The organism is Herpetosiphon giganteus (assembly GCF_016907925.1).
Classification (GTDB): Bacteria; Chloroflexota; Chloroflexia; order Chloroflexales; family Herpetosiphonaceae; genus Herpetosiphon; species Herpetosiphon giganteus.
Genome location: NZ_JAFBCZ010000009.1, coordinates 72,725 through 93,226 on the forward strand (window position 1 = coordinate 72,725; position 20,502 = coordinate 93,226).

Consider the following 20,502-nt stretch of genomic DNA (forward strand, 5'->3'; position numbering starts at 1 on the left):
AACGTTCTACAGCCGACCAATCGCTCAAAACCTACCCTTGTAAGCAGCCCCTCATCCCCAACAAACAGCGAGATAATCAAAAACACTCGCTTAAGCTAGCTCTGCACCCTAACCCCGATCCCCAATCCCTTGAAAAATCCCTGCAATGCTTCTATAGTGGCAGCGTAGATTTAGTGTGTAGCTTGAGGATTTTATGTCAAACGATCAAATTCGCTTCGACGATGGCGCAAGCTATGAGCGCTACATGGGTGTATGGAGCCAACTGGTAGCAGCCAAATTCTTAACGTGGCTGGCTCCACAACAAGGCTTAAACTGGCTTGATGTTGGCTGTGGCAATGGTGCATTTACCGAAATGATCTTCAAACAATGCCAACCAAGCGCCGTCACTGGAATCGATCCAGCGCCCGCCCAAATTGGCTATGCCCGCCAGCGCTTGGCGGATTATCCAGTCAAACTGGAGGAAGGCGATGCCCAAAACCTGCCTTTAGATAGTAACAGCGTCAATATCGCGGTGATGCCCTTGGTGATTTTCTTTGTGCCAGAGCCAGCCAAAGGCGTAGCCGAAATGGCGCGCGTGGTTGCCCCAAGCGGAACCGTTGCAGCCTACACCTGGGATATGTTTGGCGGCGGCTTCCCTTATGCTTCGTTGCAAGCAGCGTTGGTTAATGCAGGCATCAGCGTGCCGCGCCCGCCGAGTGCCGAAGCCTCACGCATGGAGGTTTTGCACGAGCTTTGGCTGCAAGCAGGTCTCAGCACTATTCAAACTGAAGTTATCAGCGTAACCCGTAGCTTTGTTGATTTTGCTGATTATTGGCAAACTGCGCTTGGCGCACCCAGCGTTGGCCCGCAACTGAATGCTATGAGTGCCAGCAAGCAGCAAGCCTTCCAAGCCCAGATTCGGGCGAATTTGCCACTCAATACCAATGGCCAGATCACGCTTCAAGCCCATGTCAATGCGATCAAAGGCATTGTGGTGTAATAAGCAAACGCCATGGTGATAGTCAGCGTAACTATCATCATGGCATTTTTATTTAATGCTTTGGTTTTGATTAATGAGCCATTATTTGCCGCCAAGTCTATCATCAACAATCAGGAATTGGTAGGTTAGGAACATCGATATATGTCGGCTCTTGCAATGGGCCATCGACACCCATGATAACGACATCTTTGGTATCACTCACTGTTTGCCATTGCCTTCGAATCGCATCACGCTCATCAGGAGTTATGATCTTGTGTTCAACCGCAGCAACAAGATAGTCATCCGTACTTGTAAAAATCCCAATTTTGCTTGCCAGAAATTCCTTATTCAGTGCTTCTGTTCCACATAGCAGCAAAATGCTCAGCATCGTGGCAATTGATCGCAAGCTGTAAGCGTGGTGTAATACTCTATTAATATCTCAGCCCTATACTATTAACAGCAACGTGGATCTATTTGGGCTAGCCAAACGTAGGTTGGGTTAGTGGTTGTTAGTTAAAAGGATGCTGAGCATGAAAAAGATTCCCTCATCGGAGATAACGCCCGAAGCCTTGTTCCATTCGCGCCGCCAATTTATCAAGGGTGCAGCGGCCTTGGTTGGCAGTGCCGCGCTGTTAGCCGCATGTGGTAGCGACGATAGCAGCAATTTGCCAGCTGGCGTTGATGTGCAAACACCCTACGAATCGATCATCAACTACAACAATTTCTATGAATTTAGCACCAATAAAGAAGCAGTTGCCGCAAAATCTAAAAACTTCACTACCACGCCGTGGACGGTTGAAGTTGGCGGCTTGGTCAACAAACCTCAAACCTTTGCAATTGAAGATTTGCTCAAGCAGTTTACTCAAGAAGAACGGGTGTATCGCTTGCGCTGTGTTGAAGGCTGGTCGATGGTCATTCCGTGGACGGGATTTAGCCTTGCTGGCTTGTTGAAACAGGTCGAGCCAACCAGCGCTGCCAAATATGTGCGTTTTGAAACCGTGATGCGCCCCGAAGAAATGCCCGGCCAAAATAGCAGCTACTACACTTGGCCCTACGTCGAGGGCTTGCGGCTCGATGAAGCCATGCACGATTTGACCTTGATGGCAACTGGAGTCTATGGCAAGCCTATTTTGCCCCAAAATGGTGCGCCGTTACGCCTCGCCGTGCCATGGAAATATGGCTTCAAAAGCATCAAATCGATCGTCAAAATTGAGCTTGTGGCCGACCAACCAAGCAGTTTATGGATGAACGCAGCGCCAGATGAATATGGCTTCTATGCCAATGTTAATCCCGATGTGCCCCACCCACGTTGGTCGCAATCAAGCGAGCGCCGCATTGGCGAGGCAGGCCGCCGCCGCACCTTGCCCTTCAATGGCTACGCCGATGAAGTCGCTTCGTTGTACAAAGATATGGATTTGAAAGCTAACTATTAAAAGGTAGGCCGCATGCTCAATCAACTCAAACGTCATTGGCTACGCTATTTGGTGCATGTCGGGTGTCTGGTGCCGTTTGGGTTATTGATCTTCGATTATCTGAACAATCAGTTAACCGTCAACCCGATTCAGGCAGCAACCTTGCGCACTGGCAAAACTGCATTAATTATTTTGGTGCTATCACTTGTATGCACACCAATCAAAACCTTTACGCCATTTAAACAGGTAACGGTGTTGCGACGACCACTAGGCTTATATGCCTTTTTCTATGTTTGCTTGCACCTGTTAATTTTTGTAGCCTGGGATTATGGCTTCGATTGGGAATTTATTGGCGAGGCGATTGGCGAAAAACGCTATATCATCGTTGGCTTAATCGCCTGGCTCTTGCTCATTCCATTGGCCATTACCTCGACCAAAGGCTGGATGCGGCGGCTTGGTAAGCGTTGGCGGCTTTTACATCGGCTGGTTTATTTGATTGCAGGCTTAGCTGTTTTACATTATGTCTGGTTAGTTAAGGCTGATGTGCGTGAACCACTCCTGTATGGCGCGGCGATTGGCATGCTCTTATTATTACGCTTGCCAGCATTACGCCGTTGGCAGCAGCGCCAATATAAACAGCCAAAACCGCTTGATCGCTCAAGTGAAGCTTCCTAAAAAAACCAAGGCGCAACGATTGTAATAATCGTTGCGCCTTGGCTGTTTAATCGCGAGCGTATCGTGGATAGTCCAGCGTTGGAACTAGCCTACGGTGCAATTGCAGGATACGCGTTGCGAACCAACATCGCGAATTGTGATGAGAACCAGCGGCCTGCGTGTGGTGCACCTGCCAACGCATTGGTTGGGTACGCTGGGTTGTAGCGGTTTTGCGCGTTCGGGTCACACATTGCGTCAAACTGCTTGGCTGGGTCGGTTGGGTCAATCACCCCTGCCGTGGCCACGCCGTCGGATTCGCCTGGAGGCTTGACCCATACATAGGCATCAATCCCCGTCAATGGTGCTGCCGTTGGGCGTTCGCCAATCCCGGCTCCGGCTTGGTTACACCAGCCACCGCGGTGTGGACGACGATCCAGCTTCGAATCGTTGACATAGATTTCCAATGAGTTCGAGCTGCTTACCGACGTTGGCCGAGCCGTGCCACCCCAACCGTTGCGGCTGGTATCAATCAACATCCCGATCCCACTTGGGAATCCAGCGCTGATGAAGGCATTGCGCATCGCCACCACATAATCCACTTCGTCGAAGTACGGGTTCCATTCGTAGAACAATGATGAACGAATGGGGTTGCCACCACCCAAGGTCAAGCCCGAGTTTGGCAAGAACACTTCGTTCAATGGCGTGTAGTTGGCCGTGTTCGAGATGAAGCCATCGATCCCGCTCAAGCCTTTGGTCGTGCCGCGCACCGTTTGGGTGTACAGCTGAATCGCTGGCGTGAAGTTGCTGTCCCAGCCCAACCAACCGGAGTGCGCAATGTCCATGTAGATGTAGACGTTGCTGGTCACATTCAGTTTGTTGATGGCGTATTGGACACCTTGGACATAGGCACCGCTCGAAATTGCTTCGGCACAAGCCGGAATGTTGGCGTTGGTCACCAAGTTCGAGAGTGAATCCGGTTCCAACACCACCACAATCCGCAACGAAGCATATTTGCTATCGCTCAGAATCGTAGCAATCGGGTCGATGTACTCAGCTTTGTAGCGGGCCAAGCCATTTTGCGAAATTTTCAACTCGCCGTTTGAAGCCAAAGCGGCACAGTCGCGGTTGGGCAAGTCGTACACAACAATCGAGATCGCAACTTGTTGGCCGCTGGTTTGTTGTTGCACGAGGGCAGCATCCAAGTGACCGCGCAAGCCCATGGCATCGCTGCTGCCAGCGATAGCGGCAATCCGATCCAACCAAACCGCAGTTGGATACTCAGCAACTTTGCGCATTTGTGAACCAAGCGTGCCACCAGTGGCGTTTGCTTCAGCGTTCACCCGAGCAGCGTATTCGCTATTGATGTAGCCTTGTGCGCCAACAAATGGGTTCGCAACGTGGACACCAGGAACGCTGGTTGGTGCAGGCGTGCTCGTTGGGGCTGGCGTGCTCGTTGGAGCAGGCGTGCCAACTGGCGTGCTGGTTGCAGGAACCGTCGTTGCAACTGGAGTCGTGGTTGGGTTGGTCGATTGCGAAATTGGTGGATACGCGTTGCGAACCAACATCGCGAATTGTGATGAGAACCAGCGGCCTGCGTGTGGTGCACCTGCCAACGCATTGGTTGGGTACGCTGGGTTGTAGCGGTTTTGCGCGTTCGGGTCACACATTGCGTCAAACTGCTTGGCTGGGTCGGTTGGGTCAATCACCCCTGCCGTGGCCACGCCGTCGGATTCGCCTGGAGGCTTGACCCATACATAGGCATCAATCCCCGTCAATGGTGCTGCCGTTGGGCGTTCGCCAATCCCGGCTCCGGCTTGGTTACACCAGCCACCGCGGTGTGGACGACGATCCAGCTTCGAATCGTTGACATAGATTTCCAATGAGTTCGAGCTGCTTACCGACGTTGGCCGAGCCGTGCCACCCCAACCGTTGCGGCTGGTATCAATCAACATCCCGATCCCACTTGGGAATCCAGCGCTGATGAAGGCATTGCGCATCGCTACCACATAATCCACTTCGTCGAAGTACGGGTTCCATTCGTAGAACAACGACGAGCGAATGGGGTTGCCACCACCCAAGGTCAAGCCCGAGTTTGGCAAGAACACTTCGTTCAATGGCGTGTAGTTGGCTGTATTCGAGATGAAGCCATCGATCCCGCTCAAGCCTTTGGTCGTGCCGCGCACCGTTTGGGTGTACAGCTGAATCGCTGGCGTGAAGTTGCTGTCCCAGCCCAACCAACCGGAGTGCGCAATGTCCATGTAGATGTAGACGTTGCTGGTCACATTCAGTTTGTTGATGGCGTATTGGACACCTTGGACATAGGCACCGCTCGAAATTGCTTCGGCACAAGCCGGAATGTTGGCGTTGGTCACCAAGTTCGAGAGTGAATCCGGTTCCAACACCACCACAATCCGCAACGAAGCATATTTGCTATCGCTCAGAATCGTAGCAATCGGGTCGATGTACTCGGCTTTGTAGCGGGCCAAGCCATTTTCCGAAATTTTCAACTCGCCGTTTGAAGCCAAAGCGGCACAGTCGCGGTTGGGCAAGTCATACACAACAATCGAGATCGCAACTTGTTGGCCGCTAGTTTGTTGTTGCACGAGGGCAGCGTCTAAGTGACCGCGCAAGCCCATGGCATCGCTGCTGCCAGCGATAGCGGCAATCCGATCCAGCCAAACCGCAGTTGGATACTCAGCAACTTTGCGCATTTGTGAACCAAGCGTGCCACCAGTGGCGTTTGCTTCAGCGTTCACCCGAGCAGCATATTCGCTATTGATGTAGCCTTGTGCGCCAACAAATGGGTTCGCAACGTGAATTCCAGGCTCAGTGGTTGGAGCTGGCGTATTGGTTGGAACGTTGGTTGGCACAGTTGTGTTGGTTGGGCGTGTGGTTGCGCTGGCAACTGGAGTGTTCGTCGGAACGTTGGTTGGGCGCGTAGTCGCGCTTGGAACCGGTGTATTGGTTGCAACATTCGTTGGAACAGTCGTGTTGGTTGGACGCGTAGTTGCGCTTGGAACCGGTGTATTGGTTGGTGCAGTTGTGGGGACTGTGGTGTTGGTAGGAACAGTCGTTGGAACAACGACACCGCCACAGGTCACGCCATTGAGGGTAAAGGCGGTTGGTTTGGCATTGGCACCACTATAGGTTGCTTGGAAACCGAAGTTTACCGTGCCACCAGTGCCAATATTGCCATTCCAGCCAGCGTTGCTGACGTTGACATTCGCGCCAGTTTGGGCCAAAACCCCACCCCAAAGATTTGAGATGTTCTGGTTGCCTGCGAATGACCAGCCGACTGTCCAGCTTGAGACCGCTGAACCGGTGTTTTTGAGGGTTACATCGCCAATAAAACCGCTACCCCAATCGTTAGCAATGTTATAGACGACTTCGCAGCTGGTGGCTGCGGCGGTTGGTTTAGCATTGAGTTGGCCTAAGCCACTGCTAACCACGGCGGTTAAAAGAACAAGAATTAATCCACGGGAATTAAAGATCCGAGCCATCGAATTCGCCTCCTTGCGTAGTATGTGTACTCTTCATCGATTAAAACGCGCATGGTTTTATGTACACAAACAATTCATTGTCATTCAACGTGGAAACTGGGTAAAAAAAGTGGCTAACCTCCTTTGGAACCGGTCTCATTTTTATAGCTTATGTGGGTGAAAACAGGCTTTGGAATGGGAGGCGAGAGCGTTTTTTGAGAGCGATCCCAAAGCTGTTGGACGAATGTTAAATCTTTTAATCAATTTTGTCAATAGCAAAACTTTAGAAATTCTTAAGTAAAAATTGGTTAGGCAAAAGTCGGTTTGGTGGCAACGTTTTTGGTACAATAACTACACGCATTTTCAGGACATAAAGGATCAGATTGCCATGCCGAATTCGTTACGAACCGCCGCGCCCCGCGTCGATCAAGCTACGCTCACCAACTTACTTCAGAGCTTTGATTGGCGTGCAACGCCGCTTGGGGCAATCGAAACATGGCCAATTGCCATGCGCAGCATCGTGGATATGATGCTGGCGGTTCCGGTTGCTATCGCCACTTTATGGGGCAGGCAAGGCGTGCTGATCTACAATGCTGGCTATTCAACTATTGCTGGTTCGCGCCACCCTGCGCTTTTTGGCCGTCCAATTCTTGAAGCGTGGCCTGAAATTGCCGATTTCAATCAAGCGATCCTCGATCAGGTGTTTGCAGGCCAAAGCCTGACCTATGAAAAGCACGCTTTGATGCTCCAACGGAATGGACGCACTGAACAAGCATGGTTCGACTTAAGTTATAGCCCAATCGTGGATCAACAGGGCGAAATTCTTGGGGTGATGGCCTTAGTCGTCGAAATAACCTCACAAGTGCTGGCTGAGCAACAACGCTATCGCGCCGAAGAACGCTATCAATTAGCCTTAGACGCTGGTTTACTTATCGGCACATGGGATTGGGATATTGTGGACGATCGCTGTATCGTCGATCCCCGTTTTGCCGAGTATTTTTCGCTTGATCCCGTGCTTGCAAGCCAAGGCGTGAGCGTCAGCACCATGTTTGAGTCAATTCATCCTGATGATCGCCCAAGCATTGCGCACTTGATCGAATCAGCGATTCATAACGGCCAATCGTATCAGGCCGAATATCGGGTGCGCCACCGCGATGGCGGCTATCGTTGGGTCGAAGCAAGTGGTTTTTGCATTTTTGAAAACGAGCAACCACAGCGCTTTCCTGGCGTGCTAATCGATATTACCGAACGTAAGCGCCGTGAAGATGCCTTGGCTCATAGCGAAGCACGGTTACGCGCAATTTTCGATACCTTGCCAGTTGGTTTGGTCTTTGCCGAAACTCCGACCGGACGGATTACCGATGGCAATGCTCATGTCGAGCGCATTTTGTTGCATCCTGTTTTGCCGTCGCCTGCAACCGATGCCTATGGCGAATGGATTGCCTACGACGAACATAATCAACTTGTGCCAATCCACGAATATCCGCTGGCAATTGCTGTGCAAACCGGCCAAGTTTCCGAGCGCGATTTTCACTATCAACGTGGCGATGGCTCGCGGGCTTGGATTAAGGTTATCGGCGGCCCAGTCCGCGATCTTGATAACACGATCACTGGTGGCTTAATCACCATTATTGATATTGACCGCGAAAAACGCACCGAAAAGCAACTTCAAGCGCTCAATAACGACCTCGAGGGCTTGGTAGCCCAACGCACCCGCGAACGCGACCGCATTTGGTTGGTCAGCCAAGATTTATTGGGCATTGCCGATCCAGATGGCAATTGGCTTTCAATCAATCCTGCTTGGCAACGCACGCTCGGTTGGGATGATGCCGATATTCTTGGCCGCACCAGCACTTGGCTTGAACACCCAGATGATCATGAGCGCACCCAGCAAGAAATCGCCAAATTGGCGCGGGGAATTCCCACCAGCTCATTTGAAAATCGCTTCCGCGACCGCGATGGCAAGTATCATTGGCTTTCGTGGACGGCAGTGCTCGACAATAAATATCTCTATTGTGTTGCCCGCGATATTACTAGCGAAAAACAGCGCCAAGCTGAAATTGAAGTTATGCAAACCCAGCTCCGTCAATCGCAAAAAATGGAGGCCATTGGCCAACTCACTGGCGGCATCGCCCACGATTTCAATAATATTTTGACCAGCATTCTTGGCGGGCTAGATTTGCTGCAACGCCGAATTAATGCTGGCCGTTTTGATACCATTGAACGCTACATTACCAGCGCGGTTAAATCGGCCAAGCGCGCAGCAGCTTTGACTCAACGCCTGCTCGCCTTCTCGCGCCAACAAGCGCTTGATGTGCAACCAATCAATGTCAATAACCTGATTCAATCGCTTGACGATTTGCTGCAACGCAGCCTTGGCGAGCAGATTCAGGTCGAAACCACGCTTGGCAACGATGTTTGGCGCGTACAGACTGATGCCAATCAACTTGAAAACGCCTTACTCAACCTAGCGATCAATGCCCGCGATGCAATGCCGTATGGCGGAACGCTGCGGATTGCAACCAGCAACATCAACACGCAACAAGCCAGCCAACAACAACTTGATCCCGCAGACTATGTGTTGATCGAAGTTGCCGACACTGGCACTGGCATGAGTACAGAGATTGTCGAACGCGCCTTTGATCCGTTTTTTACCACCAAACCACTTGGCCAAGGCACAGGTTTGGGCTTATCGATGATTTATGGCTTTATTAAACAAATTGGCGGCCATATTCAAATTGACAGTCAACTTGAACAAGGCACGAATATTAAGCTCTATTTACCACGTGATGAAAGCGGGATCGACCCCAATTTTGCTGCCGAATCGGCCCAATCGCGCAGCATTGAAGGCGCAACAATTTTGGTCGTTGAGGATGATGAGGCAGTGCGCATGGTCTTAATTGATGTGTTGGGCGAGTTGGGCTACTACACCTTAGAATCGTATGACGCAACCAGTGCCTTAGCCATTTTTGCCCAAAATATCCCGATCGATTTGGTGATTACTGATATTGGCCTGCCCAAAACCGATGGCTACGATTTATCACTCCAGATTCGCCAACGCTCCCCAAACTTACCAATTTTGTTGGTCAGCGGCTATACCGATCGAGCGGCAGTGCGCAGCGGCGAGCTTGAACCGCATATGGAGTTGCTCAGCAAGCCATTTGAAATTACCGATTTGGCCAATAAAATTCACGACCTGTTGCAACAAAGCCACTAGCAAGCCCGCTGCCTAGAAGCAAGCTCACCAGTGGCTGCCAACATAGAGCGTGCCTGCTGCCTAGAAACAGGCGCGCTCTACCAACACCTATGGAGCAACGCTACAAGCAACTCCATTCAGAACAAAGTTACTTGGCACAGCATTTGTGCCATTATGAGTTGCAATAAAGCCAAAGCTTTGCGTGCCGTTGGTTGCAATATTCGCATTCCAATCGGCGCTATGCTTGGCTGTTACAGCTGAACCAGTTTGCGTCAAAACCGTGTTCCAACTGCTGGAAATCGTTTGGCTATTGGCAAAATTCCAGGTCAATGTCCAGCCACCGCTAATTGGTGCCCCCAAATTCGTGATTGTCAGATTGCCAGTAAAGCCCGTATTCCACTGATTGACAACATAATTGATTCGGCAACCACCAGCTGGCGGCGTGGATGTTGCGGTTGGCACACGAGTTGGCGTTGGAGTAAATGGCAGTGCCGTTGGCGTAGTCGTGGCTGGCACGCGCGTCACCGTGGCGGTTGGTGGCACGCTGGTCACGGTTGGCGTACCAGTCGCAGGTACAAAGGTTGGTGTGCCAGTTGCTGGAACGCGCGTCGCCGTTGCGGTTGCGGGCACGCTGGTCGCCGTCGCTGGCACGCGGGTTGCGGTCGCCGTCGCTGGGGCTGGCGTAGTGGTCGGGATTGAGCCAGCAATATCACCATAAATAATCCCGCGCCCATTCGTCCCAATATACACGCGGCCATAAATTCGGGGGTCGCCCGTGATCGTTTCGTTAGTCGAGCCATATTGATGTTGATCATCGTTGATGCGCAGCCAAGTTGTGCCGCCATCGTCCGAGCGGAAGAAGCCTTCAGCACCATCAATCGTGCCAGTAATATAGATTGCCTGATAGCTCTGGCCCGGCGCAGCCTTGCCAAAACCAACGACATTGGCAACTTCGACCCCAGCAATTTTGCTGAAGCTCGTGCCACCATTGGTCGAATGATACAAGCCATCTTTACGCCCAGCCAACCAAACATCGCCTTCAATCCCAGGAACTGCTTTGATTTTGGTCGTTTCAGCAGGCAGGTTGCTGGCAACGAGGCTGAAGTTTAATCCACCATCGGTGCTGCGATAGAAGCTGCCAGCAGCAATGCCATAGAAAGTTTTGGGATTAACCCGATCGGCAACCACTACTGCGCCACTTGGAATGCCAGCGCTGGCTGTCCACGAGTTGCCACAACCGCTGGCTACACTCACTGGCGCGGTCGTGCCACTCCAAATAATGCTTGCACCATCGGCGGCAACTGCAACTTTACCACCACCAACTGCGCCAGTTGGTTCGCTCGAAGCATGCGACCAGTTCTTGCCACCATCCCACGAGCAGGCTAATTTTTTGGTTGTGCTGCCTTCAGAAACATAGCCAACCCGCGCCATCGTCGTTGGCATCTTTTCAGCAAAATCGATGCCGGTTGATGTACCAAGCTGCAAGCCGCTCGACCATGATGGGGCAACATTGAGGCTAGTATGGTAAAAACCAGCAATATCGCCCAATGAACTGACCAAATTTGCGCCCGATGGTGGGCTAATCAAATCGAGCACTGCTGTTTCTTCAAGGCCATGCGCCCGCACATCCAAGGCAACCTTGCCGCCGGTATCCCAAGCGGTCAAATTGCTAGTGCCATAGATGGTTGCGCCAGTCCCATACAGCATTGTATTCGAATCAAATGGATCAATTTCAATATCGCCAATCATCCAGCCCAATTTTGGTGCAACTTCCGGCGCATTGGCCGTGCCGCCAAAATCAAGCCATGGCGAGGTGCTAATATCTTGAGTATAGCGAAAAATCCGTTCGGGATAATTGCCCCACGACCAAATGCCGCTCCAAGTTGCCCCGCCATCGGTGCTGCGATAGAGCAAGGCATCGGGCCACCACGAATTAAGGCTGCTGACCACCAAGGTATTGGGGTTTTGGGCATCAACCGCCAAGCCACCATAGCCAAAATAATTGTCAGCGCTGCTCGAAGGAATGGGGCTAATATTCGTCCACGTTTGATTGGCGGTGTTATATTTCCAAACATCACCCTTACCGCCATCGTAGGGGCCAGGTGTATCGCTATAGGTGATGTAGAGCATGCCATTTGAGGCCAATGTTGCGTGATGCGGAAAATATCCAGCAGTTGGTTGGCCCGCCAAAGCAGCCCACGTTGCGCCGCCATCGGTGCTGCGGTAAATGCTGGTGGTCGTGTCGACCACACCTGCATAAATCACCTGCGAAGCGCTGCCATTACTGCTGCTGCGTGGGTCAAATGTCACCCACACCACTCCAGTTCGGTCGCCAAAATAGGGATCGGTGTAGTTGCCGATTGCCGAAAAACTGGTAACTTTCGCCCACGTCACCCCATAATCGGTGCTGCGCCAAAGCCCTTGGCCGCGTGTCCCAAGATAAAGCACGCTATTTTTGTTGGGATCGATGGCCAAACGTTCGCCCATCGAGCGGCCCGGCATATTGCCACCAAGCTTAAATGGCAAATCAGTGCGGCTCCAAGTATTGCCTTTATCGTTTGAGCGTAAAATTGCGCCATTGGCCGAAGTCCAATCGTTGGTATACGTACCAGCGGCCAAATAGAGGCGATTAGGTTCAACTGGGTCGGTTGCCAAGCTCTCAATCCCAGTCCAATTCCAAGCGGTTGCATTAATCCAATCGGTCAGGGGAATCCAGCGTTTGGTGGTTGGGTTCCAACGATATGCGCCGCCAATATCGGTACGCGCATAGACCAAATTGCGTTCAGTTGGATTATAAACAATGCCCGGCACGAAACCGCCGCCAACAATCTCAGCATTGGCCCACGTATAGGGCTGGCTGCTTGCCGCCCGCGATTGCGGTACGGCGACCATTGCTTGAATCACGCCTGCAAACAGCACCACTACTGCTGCGGCCATCTTTAGCATACGCATAGATGGGGTCTCCTTTGCACCCTAGGATTAGATCTATTAGGTAAAGCAGCAGCCAAGCACAAAGTAGAATCGAAGCAAGAATGGGCTTGGCCTTTGAGGAAAGTTTTAGAAGTTTTCTTGGAATCGATTCCAAGAAAAGGATTAGCTAGGGCTTAGTAAGCCCAATGAACGAATAAAACCTCCTTCACTATTCAATCTAGTGGAACCGGTCTCAAAAATTAAATAGCGATTAATAAAGCATCTTAGCCAAAAAAAGCAGTCTGTCAATACTAAAACTTTAGAATTTATTAAAATGTGGCTTCAATTTGCGCAACCGCGTAGCGCAGCTCTTAATCATTCGCAGCTGCAAGCAAGCTTTTCAGCCATGTATGAGTTTTGGCAATAAAGCGTTGACCAATGGCTGTAGCAAAGGCCCAATTCTGAAAGCCATGCGGCCCGCCAGCGATAACTTCAAACGTTACGTCAACCTTATCAGCCTGCAAACGTTCAGCATAACGCCGATTTTCTTCGTAAAACAAATCAATATCGCCAACCCCAATCCAGGTTGCTGGCAACCCAGCCAAATCGGCACGCCGAGCAGCAGCAGCATAGGCTGGAAGCTCGTCAAAGCTTGGTTTGTGGCCCAAATAGGCCTGCCAACCAAGCATGTTTTTGTGGTTATTCCAGACAAAATGATCGATTGCCGTCAAACCGCGATCAAGCGTCGTGCGATCATCAAGCATTGGGCATAATAGCAATTGGCCAATTGGCTGCGCTTGGCCCGCATCAAACAAGCGCTGCACCAAACTGGCAGCCAAGCCGCCGCCAGCGCTTTCGCCGCCAATAATCACCCGCGTTGGATCAACGTTAAGCGTTGCTGCATGCTGTTGCAGCCAATCCCAGCCCGCCAAACAATCATCAAGCGGCGCAGGAAACGGGTGTTCAGGGGCAAGCCGATAATCAACCGAAACCACCACAATTCCCAATTTTTGGGCGGTCGTGGCGCAAAATTGATCATCTTGAGCAGCATTCCCAATAATCAGCCCACCACCGTGAATCCATACCAAGGCGGCGCTGGAGTGGCAAACAACTGGGCGATAGATGCGCAATGGAGGATTCAGCTCGGTATGCTGTTCAATGCTCACGCCAGCAAACTGCTTGTTTGGCAGGCGCTTGCCCAACCAACGCACAAAACGTCGCCCCCAATTGCTGCCAAGCGGAATCGGTGGAATGCGGCGAACATAGGGTTGTAATTCAGGATCGACTCTTGAAAGTTGCATCACGTTGGCCTTTCTTGGGTGGATTAACCTCGATTTTTAGCATTGTACTGGCGTTTTGTACAGTAAATGGCAGTATTTCACCAGTAAAAATCCATTTTTTCGCCATTTGCGGCAGGTATTCTAAAGCTGGATCACCCAAGGAGCTTTAATTGATAGCGCGTTCAATCCGCAGCATTGAGTTACGAAGAGCTAGGCAGAAACTACAGATAGCTATGGAACAAAAATTTCTTTGGTAGCGTTTGATGGGTGTGGTCCACAATTGCTTGATCAACATTATCTGAAAAGAGGCTGTTATGCGATTCAAACGAGGTAGCATTGTGCTGATCGCACTGATCATCAGCGCTTGTGGGGGAGAAGCGAGTGTTCCAACGTCAGTCAGCGATCCAAAATCACGTCCAGCACCACAAAGTATCCCAACCAGCGTCGCTCAACAACCAGCGCCACAATTTGAGCCAACCGGCTTACCGGAACAACCAGCGCCGCGGCCAATCCCCAGCCAACCACCAGCTAATGCAGGTGCGCCATTGCCAGATGTGCAAGTAATGCCAACCCAACCGCTTGATCCAGGTCGGCCCTACTCAAGCGACCAAGATCAAGAAGTGTTCGACTCGATGTACTTCAAAAATTATGGCACCAATCCATTCGTGCGTACAGAAACTGACCCCTTATCAACCTTTGCGATGGATATTGATAGTGCCTCGTATAGCCTGATGCGCAGCAGCATCAATCAAAACCTCTTGCCACCAGCCGATTCGGTGCGGGTCGAAGAATATCTGAACGCCTTTGATTATGATTATCCACAGCCAGAAGATGGTGATTTTGCAATTTACAGCGAGGTAGCACCATCGCCATTTGGAGGCCCGAATTACGAATTGGTACAAATTGGGATTCAAGCGCGCGAGATTGCAGTTGCCGATCGCAAGCCAGCAGCGCTGACCTTTGTGATCGATAGCTCAGGCTCGATGGCGCAAGATGGTCGCTTAGATATGGTCAAAAACGCCTTGCTCTATTTGGCTGGCAAGTTGCAGCCAGATGATAGTTTGGCGATTGTGGCCTTCAACAATGATATGCAGATCATCTTGCCACCAACTACGGGCGAAAATCAGATGGCTATTATTACGGCGATCAATTCGCTGGAACCGAGCGGCGGCACCAATGCAGAGGCAGGCCTGCGAGCTGGCTTCGATTTAGCGTGGCAAGCCTTCAAACCAGAAGGCATCAACCGGATTTTGATGTGCTCGGATGGCGTTGCCAACAGCGGCATGACCGAGCCAAGCCAACTCTTGGCAACCTTCCAAGAATATCTTGATGCAGGCGTGCAACTTTCGACCTATGGGGTTGGCATGGGCAACTACAACGATATTCTGTTGGAGCAATTGGCCGATAAAGGCGATGGCAACTATGGTTATATCGACTCAGCAGACGAAGCCCAACGCTTGTTTGGCGAGCAACTAACTGGCTCGCTCGAAACCATTGGCCGCGAAGCCAAGATCCAAGTCAGTTTTGATCCCAATGTGGTCAAGCGTTATCGCCTGATTGGCTACGAAAATCGTGATGTTGCTGATAGCGACTTCCGCAACGATAGTGTTGATGGGGGCGAAGTTGGTGGCGGGCATAATGTAACCGCGCTGTATGAAATCAAGCGCCATCCTGAGGCGCAGGGCACAATTGGCCAAGTCACTATTCGTTATGTCGATATGGATACGGACGCGCCGGTTGAAGAAAGCCTGAGCATTAGCACCGAGCAAATTCATAGCAGCTTTGATCGGTCGAGTGCACGAATGCATTTGGCGGCCAGTGTTGCCGAATTTGCCGAACTTTTGCGCCATTCGCGCTGGAACAACGGCACTGACATCTTAGATGTTCTTGATTTAGCTGAAGAAGCAGCACTTGATTTACCCAACAACCAAGGTGCAGCCGAATTTGTGAACTTGCTCAAACAAGCAGAGCGCATGCACCAATAACGAAAAAGCAGCAACGCCCGTTTCAGCGTGTGAAATGGGCGTTGCTTAGCAAAATGCCAGTTCAAAAAAATGAATAACTAGCAAGCAACCTCACGAGCAAGCAGATGGTCATCGAAAATCATACCATGATCGGCAGTGTTCCAACCCAATGGCCACACCGTGCCAGCATTATAGCGAGCACCTTGGAGTTGAACATCAGTCAGGATAGCGTTGCGCAAATCAGCATCACGCAAATCGGCACCGCGCAAATCAGCGCCAGTAAAGTTCAATTGTTGGCGGGCTGGGTGGGCTGATTGATTGGAGCGAACCCCAAACAACGAAGCGTTGACCAAGCGTGCGCCACAGAATTGAGCTTGGCTCAAATTGGCCCCTGAAAGATCGGCATTGGTGAAATCAGCACCATCACATTGGGCTTGATTCAGATTCGCATCACGGAAATCAGCAGCGATAGCGGCAACCCGATTGAGTCGAGCGCGGTGAAAATTACAGCGTTGCAGATTTGCACCACTCAATTGAGCACGCACTAAATCAGCCAAGTTGAATTGAGTATCTGCCAAGTTTGCATCACAGAAATCGTGGTGGCGCAAGCGGGCAAATTGCATGTTGCTGCGATAGGCCGACAAAACGGGCATTTGAACAGGGTGGTTTTGTACATCCAAAACCAAGACATCGCGCAGGGTTGTCATAGCAGTCTACCTTCATTTAACAACGTGGTTAAAAGAGCAAGGGCGAATTATGATGAGCGAAGGTTTGCGATTAGCGTTTGCCTAAGCAAGAACTATGCTCATCGTTCGGTGACCAAGCCAAAAGGTATCTAGAACACCAGCTACGCTGTTGAACCGAGGCTATTGCAGGCAAGAATGAAACCAAAAGAGCAATTGTTTGGGCAATGATACCAACGCGAACGGATGATTGGTCGGTGAATGTCGCTTCACCGTGGTCTGCTACAAGACAATACAACATGGTAACTCCAAACATCAGACGGTCAGGGTCTGAGGTAAGAATTTGGTGTGTTTATGCCATATAAACACGGGCCGATACAAATCCCGCCTCCGATAGCTCCTACCAGCCTAGGCTAGTACCTAGTTTGTGCGATGGCAGCAAGCTGCGGTATATCACCCACAATCACCAGCCAAAGCTCCAAATCAGCAACGAGGCTATTAGCCTTGTACAGGGTTGCCTGCTGGAACTTTCAGCCCGACACCTTTACCCACGAGGGGGATAAATCGTCAATTGTTGTGGCAGGTCGTGCCACAATAATTTGGTGATGGTTGTTCAGATCCGGTTGGTTTATCTGTGGGTTGTGGGGAGATTATACACAGATTACCCGCCATACCACTAGGTAATTAGAAACCATTTGGATAGTACCAATAGTACCACCTGGTTTCTGACCTAGAGTGTATAGGAACTCAGTACTAGCACTTCTAGAATGAATTACCCATGCTATGGTATAACACCCATAGGGATAATTAGGCAACGACTGTTCTAGTCCTGACTATCAAATAGTTAGGATTAGTGTAGGCCGTATCATACCAAGAATTGCGAAATTTGTCACATGGAAATGATGGTACTGGTGTAGTTGCACTTCGGGCCTGATATCCAACTTAAATACTATACAACCATAGTCCAGCTATGGTACACTTCTCACACATAAATCCAGAGTCGTATGCAGCTATGGATGTATGTAAAGTGTAAATAGTTCCGCTCAGGATTGAGCCATTGCTGCTTGAAATCAATCTATTCTGCGCTTTGCTCCAAGCATCCATTCAAGCAGTTTCTTGTGGTAACTGATGGAAGAGTTGTGTAACTTTGGTAGGGCATAGCAGGCGCTATGCTGAAGGAGCACCCATGCAAGCCTCAATCCAGCGCTGGCTGAATCGCATTAATCTTACCGACCCTGTGCAACGTGAGCAAGCGTTCCTACTACAGATAATGTTAATTGGCTTAAGTATCATCTGTTTCGTTACTGTTCCAACTGCGTTTATTGTCTCAAGCACCAGTGGCAGCGCTTTTCGGGCGAGCCTTACCAGTCTTTTAATTTTCATTTTCTTTGTGATTGCGGTAGTGAATCTGCGCCAAGGTCATTTTCGCCGCGCAGTTACGCTGGCATCAAGCGGGCTTGTGGTAGGGTTATCGATAATTTTGGCGCTTGAAGGCTTACGCAATAGTGCCTGGATTCTTTCGGCCTTTATGATGCCAATTACACTCTCAGGATTGTTAACTGGTCGCAAGGGCATTAAAACCATTGCTGGCGCAAGCATCGTTGTGATTGCCCTCATTGGTGGTCTACAACTCTTTAATGCGCAATTTATCGGAGCCTATCCACGGCTCGGCGATCTGTTGCCACCAACGATTAGCACGTTTGTATTTAGCGTTTTGATTGTAGGCTTCTTTTTTCATCGTTTTAGCGCCTCTTTAAATGATGCCTTGAGCCGCGCATTACAGCGTGAATCTGAATTACAACAGATTCGCGATAAACTTGAGATTTTGGTCGATCAGCGCACCGCTGCCTTGCAAGATGCCTTGCACGAAGTTGAGGAACGCGAAGGTCGGCTTGAGAAAACCAATCTCGAGTTGGCAAGCGCCAAAAACGCTGCCGAAGAAGCCAACCAACTTAAATCGCGCTTCTTGGCCAATATGAGCCACGAGCTGCGCACGCCACTCAATGCAATTATCAATTTCACCGCCTTTCTTGATCGCTATGGCGAGTTTTCCGAGCGCCAGCGCGAGCTGCAAGAACGGGTGCTGTATAACGCCGATCACTTGCTTGGCTTGATCAACGACATCCTTGATCTCTCGAAAATCGAGGCTGGCAGGATGGAATTGATGTATGAACAAACCGAGCTTGAACCCATTATCACTGGAGTAATGGCCACTGCGAGCGGCCTGACGCGCGACAAAGGGCTTGAACTTGACTTAGAAATGCCCGAAGAATTGCCAACCATGGTGATTGATAAGGTCCGAATTCGCCAAGTGCTGCTCAATTTGCTTTCAAATGCCGTCAAATTCACAGAGCAAGGTCTTGTGAAGGTCACAATCAGCCAACCAGATCCTGAAACGGTGCAAATTGCAGTCCAAGATAGTGGGATTGGGATCGCTCCTGAGAATCAACAACAGATTTTCGAGGAGTTCCAACAAGTGCAAAACGAAGTCACCCATCAATATCAAGGCACTGGTTTAGGCTTACCAATTAGCAAACTATTGGTGGAAATGCACGGCGGCAGCATGTGGCTCGAAAGCACGCAAGGCGAAGGCTCGACCTTTTACTTTAGCTTGCCCATTACCAATAGCTTGGCCGAAACTACAACCATTGATCTTGCCGCGCCACCAAGTTTGGTCGAACTTGAAGCCGCAGCAAACGACCCAGCAAGCATTGAGATTGTGGTGATTGACGATAACCCTGATGCCCATGAAACCTTTCGGGTTATGCTGGAATCAGGGGGCTATCGGGTGCATAGCATCTTAGATAGCCGCTTGGCGATTAGCAGCATCAAACAAATTGAACCACGATTAATTATTACTGATGTGCAAATGCCAAATCTTGATGGTTGGGAGTTGCTGGCCCAAATCAAAAATGATCCAACGATTGCCCATATTCCGATTGTTGTCTGTTCAGTGGTTGATCAGGGGACGATTGGGCTGGTGTTGGGGGCAAGGAAACATATTGTCAAACCTGTACGTGAGGAGGTATTGCTGGCTATTGTGCAAGAATGTGTCGAACCAACTGCTGAGATCTTGGTTGTTGATGATAACCCTGATGCTCGCCACGTTATCCAACACATTCTCGCGGCACGAGATTATGCGCTGAGCGAGGCAGCGGATGGGGTTGAGGCATTGGCGCTGATCGCACAATCCAAGCCCGATCTGGTTATTCTCGATCTGATGATGCCGAATATGGATGGCTTTGAAGTGCTCGAAGCCCTGCGGAATAATCCCAACTATGCTGACATTCCCGTGATTATTGTCAGCGCCAAGGATCTTGATCAACAGGAACATGATTGGCTGCGTACCCGCGCCCAAGGGGTCATTGCTAAACGCCAACTTAGTGAGGAAGAATTTCTTAGACGCATTAATGAGATCTTTAACCAAGGAGTAGAGTATGCCCGTGGCAAGTAATGAATATTTTGTTCCCGTTGTACCCAGCGACGCATCGGTGGTTATTGTCGAGGATAATCCCGATAATTTATTCGTTTTGGAGATTCTGCTCCGCGAAGATTTGCGGGTCAAATATTATAACGGACGAGCCTCTGGCCGCCAATTCTTTAAGTTGCTTGAGGCAAATCCCCGCCTGCACCCCGATTTGGTCTTGCTTGACATTCAGTTGCCCTATGAAGATGGTTTTACCGTCTTCAAAAATATGCTGCATGTGCCGCAACTTAAAAACACCCAAGTAATTGCGGTTACGGCTAACGTGATGCCGCAGGATGTAGCCAAAGCGCGTGAGCTTGGTTTCAATGGACTGATTGGCAAGCCGATTAATCGCAATCGCTTTCCCAATCAAATCACCCGCATTTTAAATGGCGAATCGGTCTGGGAACCTTACTAGATCGCGGTAGCTCAACCAGCGCGTGATTGCTCGGCGCTGGTTGGGCTGCTATCCAGAAAGGAGCAGGGTTAAGATTACGACC

The 20,502-nt window shown here is 50.5% G+C and carries 12 protein-coding genes; 7 read left to right on the forward strand and 5 right to left on the reverse strand.

Going from position 1 to position 20,502, the window contains the following annotated elements:
- Positions 1-193 precede the first annotated feature (193 nt).
- A complete protein-coding gene (locus JOD20_RS10155; RefSeq protein ID WP_204755161.1) occupies positions 194-979 on the forward strand; it encodes a class I SAM-dependent methyltransferase in 786 nt (261 codons plus the stop codon).
- Positions 980-1,082: 103 nt separating this feature from the next.
- On the opposite strand, the gene JOD20_RS10160 is transcribed toward JOD20_RS10155, so the two are convergent.
- On the reverse strand, positions 1,083-1,346 hold the full coding sequence (locus JOD20_RS10160; protein ID WP_204755162.1) for a hypothetical protein: 264 nt from the start codon (positions 1,344-1,346) through the stop codon (positions 1,083-1,085).
- A 142-nt stretch (positions 1,347-1,488) separates the two neighbouring features.
- On the opposite strand from JOD20_RS10160, the gene msrP reads away from it, so the two are divergent.
- Positions 1,489-2,391 carry a protein-methionine-sulfoxide reductase catalytic subunit MsrP gene (gene msrP, locus JOD20_RS10165; protein WP_204755163.1) on the forward strand — a complete coding sequence of 301 codons (903 nt, stop codon included), beginning with the start codon at positions 1,489-1,491 and terminating at the stop codon, positions 2,389-2,391.
- 12 nt (positions 2,392-2,403) lie between these two features.
- Positions 2,404-3,045, forward strand: coding sequence for a protein-methionine-sulfoxide reductase heme-binding subunit MsrQ (locus JOD20_RS10170; protein WP_204755164.1), 642 nt, complete (start codon positions 2,404-2,406; stop codon positions 3,043-3,045).
- Positions 3,046-3,134: 89 nt separating this feature from the next.
- Here JOD20_RS10170 and JOD20_RS10175 read toward each other — a convergent pair whose 3' ends face one another.
- Entirely contained in the window at positions 3,135-6,524 is a 3,390-nt protein-coding gene (locus JOD20_RS10175; RefSeq protein WP_204755165.1) for a glycoside hydrolase family 6 protein, read from the reverse strand.
- A gap of 367 nt (positions 6,525-6,891) precedes the next feature.
- Between JOD20_RS10175 and JOD20_RS10180 the strand changes: the two genes are divergently transcribed.
- Positions 6,892-9,720, forward strand: coding sequence for a hybrid sensor histidine kinase/response regulator (locus tag JOD20_RS10180; RefSeq protein WP_204755166.1), 2,829 nt, complete (start codon positions 6,892-6,894; stop codon positions 9,718-9,720).
- 87 nt (positions 9,721-9,807) lie between these two features.
- On the opposite strand, the gene JOD20_RS10185 is transcribed toward JOD20_RS10180, so the two are convergent.
- Entirely contained in the window at positions 9,808-12,651 is a 2,844-nt protein-coding gene (locus tag JOD20_RS10185) for a cellulose binding domain-containing protein (RefSeq protein ID WP_204755167.1), read from the reverse strand.
- Between the two features lie 329 nt (positions 12,652-12,980).
- Positions 12,981-13,910: an alpha/beta hydrolase gene (locus JOD20_RS10190; RefSeq protein WP_204755168.1), complete on the reverse strand. Its 930-nt coding sequence runs from the start codon at positions 13,908-13,910 to the stop codon at positions 12,981-12,983.
- A gap of 293 nt (positions 13,911-14,203) precedes the next feature.
- Here JOD20_RS10190 and JOD20_RS10195 point away from each other — a divergent pair, with 293 nt between their 5' ends.
- Positions 14,204-15,874: a YfbK domain-containing protein gene (locus JOD20_RS10195; protein WP_204755169.1), complete on the forward strand. Its 1,671-nt coding sequence runs from the start codon at positions 14,204-14,206 to the stop codon at positions 15,872-15,874.
- A gap of 77 nt (positions 15,875-15,951) precedes the next feature.
- Here the strand turns inward: JOD20_RS10195 and JOD20_RS10200 are convergent, their stop codons facing one another.
- A complete protein-coding gene (locus JOD20_RS10200; protein WP_204755170.1) occupies positions 15,952-16,560 on the reverse strand; it encodes a pentapeptide repeat-containing protein in 609 nt (202 codons plus the stop codon).
- Positions 16,561-17,722: 1,162 nt separating this feature from the next.
- On the opposite strand from JOD20_RS10200, the gene JOD20_RS10205 reads away from it, so the two are divergent.
- Both JOD20_RS10205 and JOD20_RS10210 read left to right on the forward strand, forming a co-directional pair.
- Entirely contained in the window at positions 17,723-19,990 is a 2,268-nt protein-coding gene (locus tag JOD20_RS10205; RefSeq protein ID WP_204755171.1) for an ATP-binding response regulator, read from the forward strand.
- Positions 19,974-20,420, forward strand: a complete 447-nt coding sequence (locus tag JOD20_RS10210; RefSeq protein WP_054533867.1) for a response regulator — start codon at positions 19,974-19,976, stop codon at positions 20,418-20,420. Before JOD20_RS10205 ends, JOD20_RS10210 begins: the two co-directional genes overlap by 17 nt.
- Positions 20,421-20,502 lie beyond the last annotated feature (82 nt).

Excerpts from the sequence above, each read along its gene's own strand:
- JOD20_RS10155 (WP_204755161.1), top strand. The coding sequence starts at position 194 with ATGTCAAACGATCAAATTCGCTTCGACGATGGCGCAAGCTATGAGCGC.
- JOD20_RS10160 (WP_204755162.1), bottom strand. The coding sequence starts at position 1,346 with ATGCTGAGCATTTTGCTGCTATGTGGAACAGAAGCACTGAATAAGGAA.
- msrP (WP_204755163.1), top strand. The coding sequence starts at position 1,489 with ATGAAAAAGATTCCCTCATCGGAGATAACGCCCGAAGCCTTGTTCCAT.
- JOD20_RS10170 (WP_204755164.1), top strand. The coding sequence starts at position 2,404 with ATGCTCAATCAACTCAAACGTCATTGGCTACGCTATTTGGTGCATGTC.
- JOD20_RS10175 (WP_204755165.1), bottom strand. The coding sequence starts at position 6,524 with ATGGCTCGGATCTTTAATTCCCGTGGATTAATTCTTGTTCTTTTAACC.
- JOD20_RS10180 (WP_204755166.1), top strand. The coding sequence starts at position 6,892 with ATGCCGAATTCGTTACGAACCGCCGCGCCCCGCGTCGATCAAGCTACG.
- JOD20_RS10185 (WP_204755167.1), bottom strand. The coding sequence starts at position 12,651 with ATGCGTATGCTAAAGATGGCCGCAGCAGTAGTGGTGCTGTTTGCAGGC.
- JOD20_RS10190 (WP_204755168.1), bottom strand. The coding sequence starts at position 13,910 with ATGCAACTTTCAAGAGTCGATCCTGAATTACAACCCTATGTTCGCCGC.
- JOD20_RS10195 (WP_204755169.1), top strand. The coding sequence starts at position 14,204 with ATGCGATTCAAACGAGGTAGCATTGTGCTGATCGCACTGATCATCAGC.
- JOD20_RS10200 (WP_204755170.1), bottom strand. The coding sequence starts at position 16,560 with ATGACAACCCTGCGCGATGTCTTGGTTTTGGATGTACAAAACCACCCT.
- JOD20_RS10205 (WP_204755171.1), top strand. The coding sequence starts at position 17,723 with ATGCAAGCCTCAATCCAGCGCTGGCTGAATCGCATTAATCTTACCGAC.
- JOD20_RS10210 (WP_054533867.1), top strand. The coding sequence starts at position 19,974 with ATGCCCGTGGCAAGTAATGAATATTTTGTTCCCGTTGTACCCAGCGAC.